At 70.3% G+C, this 12,321-nt stretch carries 10 protein-coding genes and 3 pseudogenes; 6 read left to right on the top strand and 7 right to left on the bottom strand.

Annotated elements, in window-relative coordinates; translation table 11 throughout:
* Positions 1-18 precede the first annotated feature (18 nt).
* Both B1205_RS17645 and B1205_RS17640 read right to left on the bottom strand, forming a co-directional pair.
* Positions 19-1,002, bottom strand: coding sequence for a ketopantoate reductase family protein (locus B1205_RS17645; RefSeq protein ID WP_089156607.1), 984 nt, complete (start codon positions 1,000-1,002; stop codon positions 19-21).
* A 35-nt stretch (positions 1,003-1,037) separates the two neighbouring features.
* Complete coding sequence (locus B1205_RS17640) at positions 1,038-1,781, bottom strand: M50 family metallopeptidase (protein WP_089156606.1); 744 nt, start codon at positions 1,779-1,781, stop codon at positions 1,038-1,040.
* A gap of 318 nt (positions 1,782-2,099) precedes the next feature.
* Between B1205_RS17640 and B1205_RS17635 the strand changes: the two are divergent.
* Positions 2,100-2,843, top strand: a pseudogene (locus B1205_RS17635) (GH25 family lysozyme); the annotation flags it as partial.
* 28 nt (positions 2,844-2,871) lie between these two features.
* Here B1205_RS17635 and B1205_RS17630 read toward each other — a convergent pair.
* Both B1205_RS17630 and B1205_RS17625 read right to left on the bottom strand, forming a co-directional pair.
* Complete coding sequence (locus B1205_RS17630; RefSeq protein ID WP_089156605.1) at positions 2,872-3,084, bottom strand: hypothetical protein; 213 nt, start codon at positions 3,082-3,084, stop codon at positions 2,872-2,874.
* Positions 3,085-3,171: 87 nt separating this feature from the next.
* A pseudogene (locus B1205_RS17625) lies at positions 3,172-5,138 on the bottom strand (protein kinase domain-containing protein).
* Positions 5,139-5,230: 92 nt separating this feature from the next.
* On the opposite strand from B1205_RS17625, the gene B1205_RS17620 reads away from it, so the two are divergent.
* From B1205_RS17620 to B1205_RS17595, 5 genes and pseudogenes are all read left to right on the top strand, one after another.
* Complete coding sequence (locus B1205_RS17620; RefSeq protein ID WP_089156604.1) at positions 5,231-5,443, top strand: acyl-CoA carboxylase subunit epsilon; 213 nt, start codon at positions 5,231-5,233, stop codon at positions 5,441-5,443.
* A gap of 101 nt (positions 5,444-5,544) precedes the next feature.
* A complete protein-coding gene (locus tag B1205_RS17615; RefSeq protein WP_089156603.1) occupies positions 5,545-5,997 on the top strand; it encodes a hypothetical protein in 453 nt (150 codons plus the stop codon).
* A gap of 1,278 nt (positions 5,998-7,275) precedes the next feature.
* Positions 7,276-8,382, top strand: coding sequence for a S8 family serine peptidase (locus B1205_RS17605; RefSeq protein ID WP_140158087.1), 1,107 nt, complete (start codon positions 7,276-7,278; stop codon positions 8,380-8,382).
* Positions 8,383-8,392: 10 nt separating this feature from the next.
* Positions 8,393-9,049 (top strand): Maf family protein, encoded by a 657-nt coding sequence (locus B1205_RS17600; RefSeq protein WP_089156602.1) that lies wholly within the window; start codon positions 8,393-8,395, stop codon positions 9,047-9,049.
* A 9-nt stretch (positions 9,050-9,058) separates the two neighbouring features.
* A pseudogene (locus B1205_RS17595) lies at positions 9,059-9,712 on the top strand (O-methyltransferase).
* Positions 9,713-9,802: 90 nt separating this feature from the next.
* Here the strand turns inward: B1205_RS17595 and B1205_RS17590 are convergent.
* The 3 genes from B1205_RS17590 to B1205_RS17580 all read right to left on the bottom strand — a co-directional run bounded on the left by B1205_RS17590 (position 9,803) and on the right by B1205_RS17580 (position 12,188).
* Entirely contained in the window at positions 9,803-10,558 is a 756-nt protein-coding gene (locus B1205_RS17590) for an ABC transporter permease (protein WP_089156601.1), read from the bottom strand.
* A gap of 18 nt (positions 10,559-10,576) precedes the next feature.
* The gene (locus B1205_RS17585; RefSeq protein ID WP_089156600.1) at positions 10,577-11,536 is read right to left on the bottom strand and encodes an ATP-binding cassette domain-containing protein; all 960 of its coding nucleotides are present in this window, start codon (positions 11,534-11,536) and stop codon (positions 10,577-10,579) included.
* 94 nt (positions 11,537-11,630) lie between these two features.
* Entirely contained in the window at positions 11,631-12,188 is a 558-nt protein-coding gene (locus B1205_RS17580; protein ID WP_089156599.1) for a PadR family transcriptional regulator, read from the bottom strand.
* Between the last annotated feature and the right edge of the window lie 133 nt (positions 12,189-12,321).

The following is a 12,321-nucleotide window of genomic DNA, read 5'->3' as shown; positions in this document are numbered from 1 at the left end:
CCGGATGCGGTTGCGCGGTCAGCGGATCAATTTCTCCAGCTCGCCCGGCGGGAAGTCACCGGCGGGGATCCGCTCCCGAACCGCCCGGCGCACCGCGACCTGCACCGCCGCGTTGACCGGGGTGGGCACCCCGTGCAGGCGGCCGAGCAGCACGATCTCGCCGTTGAGGTGGTCGGCCTCGGCGGAGCCGGCGCCCCGGGCCAGGCTCTGCCAGGTGGAGCCGCCGGACCTCGACTCACCGTCGACCGGCCGGTGCGACACCAGGTCGCCGCGTTCGGCGGCTTCCTCCTCGCGGGTGGTGTGCGGGATGCCGGCGGCGGCCAGCGCCGCCTCACCCTCGGCGCGTACCCGCTCCGCCAGGTGGTCGGGCACGTCGCGGCCGAGCAGCGCCTGGAGGCCGTTGCCCAGGTTGGCCAGGAGCTTGCCGTACTTCCAGCGCATCACGTCGTCGCGGATCGGGGCGACGAAACCGGCGGCGGTCAGGTCGGCGGCGACCGCCCGGCTGGTGTCGTCCGCGCCGGTCGGGTAGCGCCCGAGATGCAGCATGCCCGGATGCGGGTGCCCGTTGGCGACCACCACCCCCGGCTCCAGGTGGGTGGCGGGCAGCCACACGCAGACCGGGTGCACGCGGGCGAAGAGGCGCAGCGCGGCCGGTTCGTTCGCCACTCCGTTCTGGGCGAGCACGACCGGCAGCCGCTCCCCCGCCGTGCCGCCGCCCTCGACCGGGGCGTCCACCCAGGTCGCCAGCGCGGCGGCGGTGTCCTGCGACTTGACCGTGAGGACCAGCACGGTGTCCGCCGGCAGCGGCGAACCGTCCGGCTCGGCCACCGCTGGCGGCCGGGTGGTCACCGTGCCGTCGGGCCGCCGCAGCGTCAACCCCCGCTCGCGCAGCGCGTCCAGGTGCGCGCCGCGGGCCACGAGCGTCACGTCCCGGCCGGCCTCGGCCAGGAGTACGCCGATGGTGCCGCCGACCGCGCCCGCTCCGATGATCACATATCGCATTCGTCGGATTCTGCCCCACCGGGGCGATCGACGGGTCAGCCAGTGAGACCGGCGTCGGCGAGGATCGGGCCGGTCAGCAGCAGCGCGCCGACGCCCAACGCGCCGAGGCTGACGAGCAGGAACACGCCCACCCAGAACAGCGGCGGGAACGGCGTCAGCCGGGCGAGCTGGTCGGCGTCCGACTCCGGCATCCGGCCCCGACTGCGCTGGCGGCGCAGCTCGAACACCGGCCGTACGCCACCGAACAGCAGGAACCAGACTGAGGTCCAGGCGAACGCGGCCTGGACCTCAGGCGAGGTGTACCAGGAGACGGCGAGCACCACACCGCCGGTGACCAGCACCGACAGCGCGCCGAAGAGGTTGCGGATCAGCAGCAGCATGGCCAGCAGCAGTGCCACCGCCACCCAGAGCAGGAGTGTGATCCGGTTCCCGGCCAGCAGCCACGCGCCGGCCAACCCGAGCAGGGAGGGGGCGACGTAGCCGGCGAGCAGCGTCAGGATCATGCCCGGACCGGTGGGCCGGCCGGCCGAGAGGGTGAGCCCGGAGGTGTCGGAGTGCAGCCGGATGCCGTGCAGTCGCCGGCCGCTGAGCAGCGCCACCAGCGCGTGGCCGCCCTCGTGGGCGATGGTCACCGCGTTGCGGGCGATCCGCCAGGGTAGCCGGGTGACGACCACCGCGAGCGCGACCACGGCGGTGAGCACCACCAGCAGCGGCGGCGGGTCCGGTTGGGCGCTCGTCAGCGTGTCCCAGAGCGTGCTGAGGCCGTCGATCAGGGGCATGGGCGGGGAGCCTACCGGCCCGAGCCGTGTCGTTCGACCGGCCGCGTCTCACAGGGTGTGAGACTGATCGGATCGAGGCGCGAAAGCGGAGGTGAGGTCGGTGAGCGCAGCCCCCTTGGAGCCCTACGGTTGGACGGGGAGCACTACGTCGAGGACGCGGTGGCCAAGGCGGGCGAGACGTTGAACGTGACCGAGCCGTTCCGGTGGGCGATGGACCCGAGCACCCTTCGATGAAAGTTTCCTTGCACCCCCTTGCGCTTTAGGGCACTTACCTCCAAAGATGGGCGTCAATCAGTGAACGTCCTCTGGAGGCAAACCATGGCCCGTGCCAGACTCTCCGTACGCCGGCTTATCGCCACCGGCCTGACCATCGCCGCCACCGCGGCGGCGGCGCTCGTGGCGACCGCCGGACCGGCCGCCGCCGCGACCACGCCCGGCGTCGACGTCTCCCACTACCAGGGCAGCATCAACTGGACCAGCGCGCGCAACGCCGGCATCCAGTTCGCCTTCATCAAGGCCACCGAGGGCACGAGCTACAAGGACCCGAGCTTCAACGCGAACTACGTGAACGCCTACAACGCCGGGGTGATCCGCGGGGCGTACCACTTCGCCCGGCCGAACATCTCCGCCGGCTCCACCCAGGCCAACTACCTCGCCAGCAACGGCGGCGCCTGGTCCGCCGACAGCCGTACGCTGCCCGCCGCGCTCGACGTCGAGGCCAACCCGTACAGCGGCGGCACCTGCTACGGCCTGAGCACCACCGGCATGCGCAACTGGATCCAGGACTTCCTCAACACCTACCGCTCCCGCACCGGCCGGTACGCGGTCATCTACACCACCGCGAGCTGGTGGAACCAGTGCACCGGCAGCTGGACCGGCCCGTGGGCCAACCACCCGCTGTGGCTCGCCCGCTGGGCCAGCGCGCCGGGCACCCTGCCCGCCGGCGCCCCGGTCTGGAGCTTCTGGCAGTACACCAGCACCGGCAGTGTCTCCGGGATCAGCGGCAACGTCGACCGGAACTACTGGAACGGCGACCGGAGCCGGCTGATCGCCCTGGCCAACNCTGCCGTCGTACCCTCGTGGTCGTGCCTCAGGCCCGGCGGCGCGCGGCGGCCGGCACGGGCATCGTGGCCCGGCGGGTCCAGCGCCACCCCGCCACCCCGGCGAGGGTGAGGGTGAGGACACCGAGCACCGCAACCGGCGCGGACATGCCGGCGCTGATCAGGAGCAGCACGACGTCCCCGAGCGCGACCAGCATCCACAGCGCCAGGCGGGGACCGGTGTCCCTGCGTCGGTAACCCATGTCGCACCTCCTTCCGTCGTCAGGACATTCATACCCCCGACTACGGAAAGTCATGCGAGTGAGTTTCGGTCGCGCAGGATTCCCGGGTCAGTTCTTCCGGTCCGGCACGAAGCCCTTGGTGATGACGTCGAAGGCGGCCAGGTTGGCGTCCCAGTCCTTCGCCGGCACCTCCCAGCGCAGCGCGTAACCCCGGTTGCTGGCCGTCGCCACGCCCCGGTTACGCACATGGAACCGGGTCCCGTTGTTGCGCGTCTCCAACCAGTCCCAGTCGGCGCAGGTGCGGTAGTAGCCGTCGCAGCGGGTGATGCCGACCAGTTCGTAGTTGTTGACCCGTGAACTCCGGTCCGGTTCCTGGTTCTTCCAGTCGGCGTAGGCGTCCTTCTTGGGCGAGGGCGTCCACTGGATGAACAGCACCCGGCGGGCGCCACCGATCTCGTAGAGCACCACCTGGTTGTTGCCGGGCTGGGCCTGCCAACCGTTCGGGATCGGCACCTTGAAGCCGTTCGAGCCGGTGTAGTAGCGCCAGCCGGTCGGCAGCGTGAAGGCCGACGTCGACGGGCTCGCCGACGGGCTCGGGCTGGCCGACGGGCTGCCCGACGTCGCGCTCGGACTCGCGCTCGGCGACGCGCTGCCGCTGGGCGCGGGCGGCACCGCGGACGCCGCCGACGTGCCGGCCGTCGGCTGCCCGCCGTCACCGTCGTCGTCGCCGCGGTTCAGCAGCGGCACGACCACCGCCAAGCCGACCAGCAGCAGCAGGACCAGCGCGCCGATCAGCAGGTTGCGCCGGTTCGCCGGCGTCTTGACAGCCGGGAGCACCGTCGCCCGACCGGTCGACGGTGATTCGCCCGACCCCGGACCGTCCGACCGGGAACCGGCCGGGGCGGGGCTGATCGGGGCAGGACTGATCGGGGACGCGCCGGCCACCGGCTCGCCGTCGAGGCGGGTCTCGTCGAGCGCCGTGGCGCCGTCGTCCACCCGGGTCCCGTCGAGCGCCGGATCGGCGTCGAGTGTCGTCGTCGGGTCGGCGACCGATGGGGTCACCTTCGCGGTCGGGTCGGCGACCGGCGGGCTCACCTTCGCCGTCGGACCGGCGTCCGACGTGGGCGCCGGCACCACCGCGGTCGGGTCGGCGGCGGCCGTGCCCGCGACGGCGGCCCCGGCCGCGGCGGCCGCGCGCTCAGACCGGTCCTCGGCCGGGCGCGGCGCCGGCACCAGCGGCGGGCGCGGCGCACGCGGACCGTTCGGCCCGGGCCGGCGTACGCCGTCCAGCAGCGAGATGCCCTTGGCCCGCCGACCGGCCGCCTTGCGCAGCATGCGCTCCGCCACCTCGGCGGTGATCCGCTCCTCCGGGTCCTTGCGCAACAGGCCCTGAAGCACCGGCTTGAGCGGCCCGGCATTACGCGGCGGCGGCAGCGGTTCGGTGGCCAACGCGGCGAGCGTGGCGATCGCCGACGCACGCGCGTACGGCGACTTGCCCTCGACGGCGGCGTANCCCGCTCCGGCGAGATGTACGCCGGTGAGCCCAACACCAGGCCGGTGCGGGTCACGGTGGGGTCGCCGGGAATGGTGGCCAGGCCGAAGTCGGTGAGCACCACCCGGCCGTCCTCGCCGAGCAGCACGTTGCCCGGCTTGACGTCGCGGTGCATGATGCCGGCCTTGTGCGCGGCCTTCAACGCGCCCAGCACGCCGAGGCCGATCTCGACCGCCGTGGCGACGGAGACCGGGCCGTCCTCGGCGATGGTGTCCTGCAGGGACTTCGACGCCACGTACTCCATGACGATCCACGGATCGCCGTCGGTGCGCAGCACGTCGAAGATGCGCACCACGTTGACGTTGTTCAGCCGGGCGATCGCCCGCGCCTCGCGCAGCGAGCGTTCCCGCATCTCGCCGCGCTCCTCCGGGGTGAGACCCGGCGGCGGAACCAACTCCTTGATGGCCACGTCCCGGTGCAGCACCTCGTCCCGCGCCTTCCAGACGCGGCCCATGCCGCCCTGACCGAGCGGCGAGAGAAGCCGGTACCGGTCGGCGACGAGTTGGGGAAGCGGGTTCGACATCGCTGAAACCGTACCCGGCCGGTCCGACGCGTACACCGCCGGCACGCCACTGTACGACGAAGGTCGCGTTCGCGACGCGTACCCTGTGGTTCATGTCTGCCGAGGAACCCATGTTCCGGGTCGTCCGTGGCGTGCCCACCGCCGAGGAGCTGGCCGCCCTGGTCGGCGCGATCGTGACACGCACCCGGCCGGTCGCCGCCGCCGCGCCGCCCGTCGTGTCGCGGTGGGTGCGCAGCGGCCGCCCGACCGGCGCGACCCCGGTCGCCTGCCCCGGCGCGTGGCGCGCCGCCGGCCTTCCCCGCTGAAATCTTCCCCTGGTACGCGAGCCGAACCGGGGCTGCCGGGATCAGCGCGGAGCCACTAACCTCACTCTGGGAGATCGTGCGGTGACGGACAGGGAGGTCCGATGATCCCGGAGGACGACCGGCCAGCCGGTTGGCTGCGCGACTACGGCGGCATCGAGGCCGACATCCGACAGATGCGCGAGTTCGCCGACCGGCTACAGGACGAGGTCACGCGCAACTACGCACCCCACCTGTCCTACATCGCCGACGACATGAGGACCCCGGTGCCCAACCCGGCCGACGCCTTCATCGAGCTGGTGCAGTTCATGCAGGCCCACCACGAAACCCAGAAGGCCGCGGTCAGCGCCGTGTGGGACCTGGCGCCCGCCACCGGCCGACTCGCCGACGCCGCCGGCCGGATCGCCGCCCGCTACGACGACTCGGACGCCTTCTCCTCCGCCCGGGTCGCCGACGTGGAACGGGCCCTGGCCACACCCGCCACCGCCGTCGGGCGCCCGACCCCACCCATGCCCGACCCCACCGCATCCGACCCGGAAGGGGTGGTCCTGCCATGATCGAACGAGGAAGCGGACGCACCTCCGGGCTCACCGACTGGCGGCTGATGGACGTACTCAGCATGTGGGCGTGCGTCCAGGAACAGGACACCACCGGCCAGTGGAAACAGGTCGCCGGCTGGCGCAAGGTGTGCGACCTCGCGCTGGCACACCTGAGCCGCCTCCGGGAATACCGGCGCGGGCTCGCCGAGGCGTGGCCACCCGACACCAACGCCGCCGCCCGGGCCTACCTCGGCGAACTCGACCAGCTCATCGACCGGACGCAACGCACCCACGACGCCGCCGCCGCCAACTACGACGCGCTGGCCGCCGCCGCACGCGCCATCGGCAGCGCACGCGCCGCACTGCAACCGCTCTTCGACGAGTACGCGAGCAAGCTGCGGCAGAAGCAGGCGTACGAGGCGATCGTCGCCGACCCGAAGGCGGTGGCGGGCAGCCGGCTACCGGAGCGACCACCGGTGACGGATGGCGAACTGGAGGAGTTGAACGAGCGGGCGCGGGNCCCCCAGCGCCTCTGCGGCCACCTCGGGACTCCGCTCCAGAGGCACCCGACGACATCGGTAGCCCTCCGATTATCCCGTCAATAATTCCAGTGGCGCTTGGACCCACTGAAACAACACTGCAGGCGCGGCCTAGCCATCCTGCCCTCCCTCAATCTGGCCATCCTTCAGGGCCGATCCTTGGCGGTGCGTCCCCAGGCATGGTGAGTGGCCTTGCAGGGACAATGCCCGGCCCTACAGTTCCAGGCATCGGCACCCCCGCAGGCCCTTCCTATCTGGCGTTGCCATCACCTCCGCCGGCAGGAAGAACTGGCACGCCGTCCTTCAGCGACGGCAAGACGCGAATTAATCCTCTAAACCCGGGGCATTCGGCAAACGGCACAGCAACTACTCCATGGTCAACACAACCCGGACTTATCGGCGGAGCGCCAGGGGCTAGAACTGGTCAGCCTAATCGCGACCTTCCCCCGCGTAAGGTCAATCCAGTAGGCGGCGTTATTGGTGGAGGCGGGGCAGGCACGTCCCCAACTGGAGCCGCTGGCTCTCGACCCGGCGGCGTCCGCGCTTCAGGCGCTTATTCCATTCCGCCGCCGATAGGAGAAGCCGGGGTCACATACCCTCACTCACTAAGAGAAATTAAGAGCAAAGCCAATTGCCAGGAAAAGAACGACTGGGATTCGGACCACCCCTGGAGAACTAAGCCGGGGGTAAATCCCGTCATGCGCCCACCTGAAGACTTCGGGCCGATTGACCCAGGCCCCGCAATCGGCTTTGACAAGTGATCAGGAGATTTAAGTCGCTCTTCGTGGCGGCGTCACTCGCCACACCAATCTTGCCACTCGCCAACACGGGCGCGCATAGCCATATCGCGGAAACCCGTTCCTTCTCCGGAACTCAATGGCATCTGGCTTTCCTCAAAGCTGCGCACGTCCAAAAGCTCAGCCGCGGCGAGGGGGTTACTGTGGCCGTCTTGGACACTGGCGTGGATCCTCACCCCGATTTGTTGCCCAACTTACTCGAGGGCACCGACGAGATCCCAGGCGGGTCGGGCGACGGCCGCCACGACACAAACGGCCACGGAACAGGAATGGCGGGCCTTATCGCGGCTTCTGGCGAGAGAGATCAAAGCGCTCACGGACTTGCACCCCAGGCCAAGATCCTACCTGTATTGGTTACGCCAGCCAACGGGCGCGGTGAGGCTGACGCGCTAGCCGAAGGCATTAATTTCGCCACCTCCCACGGTGCCACCGTGATTAGCATCTCGAGCGTTGGCGGTGCCAGCCAAAAGCTCATCAAAGCCATCGACGCGGCAATTGCTGCTGATGTCAGCATAGTTGCCTCCATCGGTAATTACCCTGAGGACAGTTTTATCGGCTACCCAGCAAACGAACCGGCCGTTATNAACCATGCCACCGTTTCGGTTACCGGGCCGGGAATCGACATTGTTGCGCCGGCCGTCGACATATACAGCACAGGGCTGAATGGAGGTTACAGAGTTGGCACCGGCACATCCGATGCCACCGCGATCGTGGCTGGGGCTGCTGCCCTGATCCGCTCCAAGTTCCCCAACCTTTCCGCCGAGGAGGTCGCGCACCGCTTGACCGCGACCGCCGTCGACAAGGGACCACCGGGCCGCGACGACCAGTACGGCTACGGGGTCATCGATCTCGTCGCCGCGCTCACCGCCGACATACCTCCGCTCGGCTTCGAGTCTTCCGGGGTGACGCCGCCGGCGTCGACCGCAGCCGCACCCGGGAACGACGATGACAGTCGTACGGCCCGGGGCCTCGCGACCCTCGGGGTGCTGCTGGCGGCCGGCGGTGGCTACCTGTTCTGGCGCCGCCGTCGACGTGGCGATGACCCACCGCCGAGGATCAGCCGGTAGCGTCGGGAGCGTGTCGACCTCCCCGCCGTTGCGTCTCGTGCTCGCCTCGCAGAGTCCCGCCCGCCGTAAGTTGCTCCAGGCCGCCGGCATCGAGCCCGACGTGCTGGTCAGCGGCGTCGATGAGTCGCAGGTGGTCAGCGACCGGGCCGAGGAGTTGTGTCTGGAGTTGGCCCGGCTGAAGGCGCAGGCCGTGCTCGGCCGGCTGCGGGCCACCCCGGACGAACGGATGTTGGTGCTCGGCTGCGACTCGGTGCTCGCGTTCGACGGTGAGATCCTGGGCAAGCCTGCCGACGCGGCGGACGCCACCCGGCGGTGGCGGCGGATGCGGGGGCGGAGCGGCGTGCTGCACACCGGTCACTGCCTGATCGACGTGGTGCACGAGACCCGAGCGGAGGCGGTCGCCTCGACCACCGTCCACTTCGCCGACATCAGCGACGAGGAGATCGCGTCGTACGTGGCGACGGGCGAGCCGCTGGCGGTGGCCGGGGCGTTCACCATCGACGGGCTGGGTGGGGCGTTCCTGACCGGCATCGAGGGCGACCCGGGCACGGTGGTGGGTCTTTCCCTGCCGCTGCTGCGTCGGCTTCTCGGCGAGTTGGAGCTGCGTATCGTCGACCTGTGGACGAAGGTCGCGCCGGGCGGCCAGGAAGTGGAGAATGTCGGCTAGGTTCCGGTCATGAGCACGAAGTCGCTGCCGCTGACCCCGGAACTGCATGCCTATCTGGTGGCCCACGGGTCCGCTCCCGACGAGGTCGTCCGTGGCCTGGCCGAGGAGACGCGGGCAGCCCTCCCGGCCGAGGCGGAGATGCAGGTCGCGCCGGAGCAGGCGGCGTTCCTGACGTTCCTGACCCGGCTGCTCGGGGTGCGCCGGGCGGTGGAGGTGGGCACCTTCACCGGGCTCTCCTCGCTGGCGATCGCCCGCGGGTTGGCCGAGGACGGCCGACTGATCTGCTTCGACATCTCGGAGGAGTACACCGGCGTGGCCCGGCGCTACTGGGCGCGGGCGGGTGTGCAGGACCGGATCGAGCTGCGCATCGGGCCGGCCGCGGACAGGTTGCGTTAGCTGCCTCGCAAGCGTCATCTCGACCTCGCGTTCATCGACGCGGACAAGGCCAACTATCCGGTCTACTGGGACGAGTTGGTGCCCCGGATGCGGCCGGGCGCGGTGATCGCGGTCGACAACACGCTCCGCGGCGGTCGGGTGCTCGCCCCGCGCAACGCCGACGACCGGGCGATCGCCGCCTTCAACGACGAGGTCATGGCGGACGTACGCGTCGAGGCCGTCATGCTCCCGATCGCCGACGGGGTCACTCTGGCCCGGGTGCGTTGAACCAGCTCGGCGATGTGGCGGCATCCCTGACCGCCCGATACCACCACTTCGCCGAACCCGTAATTGATCAAGCCCACCCCGAAGTCGGGCTCAGCGGACGCTGCGGGCGAACTGGCGGGCGGCCCAGAAGACGCCGGCCGCGGCCAGTACCGTGATGATGCCGAGCCCCTGCCAGACCTTGTCGTTGCTCAGGTCGCCGCCGAACAGCGCGCGGGTGCCGTCGACCGCCCAGGAGAACGGATTCCACTTGGCCACGCCCTGGAGCCAGCCGGGGGCGAAGGTGAGCGGCAGCAGGATGCCCGAGAGCAGCAGCACCGGCTGCGCGACCGTGTTCATCAGCGGGGCGAGCGCGTCCTCGCTCTTGACCTTGAGGGCGACGCCGTAGGAGACGGCCGAGGTCATCAGCGCGATGAGGGCGAGCATCAGGTACGCCAGCAGCAGGTAGCCGATGAAGACGCGCAGGTCGAACAGGACCGCCAAGCCGGTGATGATGACGGCTTGGGCGATCAGCGAGACCACGTCCCGCAGTGACCGGCCGAGCAGCAGGGCGAGTCGGCTGACCGGGGTGACGCGGGAGCGTTCGATCACTCCGGCGCGCAGCTCGGCGATCAGGCCGAACCCCTGGAACAGGCCGCCGAAGATGGCCAGCAAAACCAGCAGGCCGGGTACGAAGATCTTGTAGGCGGCGGCCTGCGTCGGCGCGTTCAGGGCGGGCTTGAGCAGCGGGGCGAAGAGCAGCAGGTACATCACCGGCTGGAAGACGCCGACGAAGAGCCAGACCGGGTTGCGCAGCAGTAGCTGCGCCTGGCGCTGGAAGATCAACCAGGTGTCGCGGGCGAGTTTCATGGCAGCTTCTCCGGGGGGTCAGGACTCGCGCAGCGAGCGGCCGGTCTTGGTGAGGAAGACGTCGTCGAGGCTGGGGCGGTGCAGCTCGATCGAGCGCAGGTCCAGCCCGGCGTGGTCGAGACGACGCAGCACCTGCGGGATGGCGACGGCGCCCTCGTCGACGTAGAGACGCAGGCCACCGTCGTCGACGGTTTCCAGCTTGCTCACGTACGCCTCGGTGTCGAGCAGTTCGGCGGCGCGGGGGGTGGACGCGGCGTCGAGGCCGACGAGCACCACCTCGCCGGAGATCTCGCGCTTCAGCTCGGCCGGGGTGCCTTCCGCGACCACCTCGCCGTGATCCATGATCGCGATCCGGTCGCAGAGCGCGTCCGCCTCGTCGAGGTAGTGCGTGGTGATGAAGACGGTCATCCCTTCGGTGCGCAGCCGGCGGATCTCGTCCCACATGTGCGCGCGGCTCTGCGGGTCGAGGCCGGTGGTCGGCTCGTCCAGGAAGACGATCTTCGGTTCGTGGATGATGCCGAGCGCGATCTCGACCCGTCGGCGCTGGCCGCCGGAGTAGGTCTTGCACTTGCGGTCGGCGTACTCGCTGAGCTGGAAGGCGTCCAGTGCGCGGGCGGCCCGCCGGTGGGCGTCGGCCTTGGTGATGCCGTAGAGGCGGGCCTGGAGCACCAGTTCCTCGCGGGCGGTGGACTCGTCCCAGGTGCTGCCGCCCTGTGGCACGTACCCGATCCGGCGGCGCACCCCGGCCGGGTCCTTGCGCAGGTCGGCGCCGGCGATGCTGGCCTGGCCGCCGTCCGGCTCGATGAGGGTGGCGAGCATCCGCAGGGTGGTGGTCTTGCCGGCGCCGTTGGGCCCGAGGAAGCCGAAGATCTCCCCCTCGGCGACGTCGAGGTCGACGCCGCGGACCGCGTCCACGGTCTTCGTCTCGCGACCCGCGCGGGAGCGGAACGACTTCCGCAGCCCCCTGGTCTCGATCATCTCTGCTCCTGGTGGTCCGGGCCGGAGGTGACCGGCCGCCGGTCAGCGGTTCGCGTCGAGGCTAACGCGATATAGCTCTTATGGTCAACGTTGATTATTCCGGGTCGAGTCCAGCCGGTAGGTACGACACTCCGGACTCGATCCGCTCCGCGATCCGCTCGCACCACGCCGTCTCCGCCTCCGCCCGGGCCAGCCACAACTCGAACATCCACCCCACATGCACGGGCTTGCGGGTCCGCACCCAGTCGGAGTCCAGCGACGCGCGCATCGACTCCACCCCGGCGCGCAGCAGGTTGGCCCGGTTGCGCAACGCCGCCGCCGCCTCCTCGCGCGGCATCGCGGGCAGGAACGAGAACGCCGCCGCGAACGGATCCGACGGCTCGTGGAGCTGCCACCACTGGGCCCGCAGCAGCGTCTCGAACTCGTCCTCGCCCTTCGCGGTCACCTCGTACGTGGTGCGGGCCGGGCGGGCCCCCACCTGCTCGACCGAGACCGTCCGGAGCAGCCCTTCATCAGCGAGCTTACGCAGCGCGTGGTAGATCGAACCGGGTTGCACGTTGGCCCACTTGTCCGCGCTCCAACTCAACAGCTCCCGGCGTACGTCGTAGCCGTGCACCGGCTGCATCCACCGCACCAGGCCCAGAATCATCATTCGCGTCGCCGACACCGGGCAAGCGTAATAACCAAGTTTGACTACAGTGCGAGATCCCACACTGAGCGATCGTTAGGGTCCCGACGCCGGCCGTTAAACTCCCGGCATCGACCTCCCGGGAGGAGCCCCCAAG

It is taken from the genome of Micromonospora sp. NBS 11-29 (genome assembly GCF_002140155.1).
Lineage (GTDB): Bacteria > Actinomycetota > Actinomycetes > Mycobacteriales > Micromonosporaceae > Micromonospora.
The sequence above is the reverse complement of the archived record's forward strand: the minus strand, read 5'-3'. Positions and strand labels throughout refer to the sequence as shown.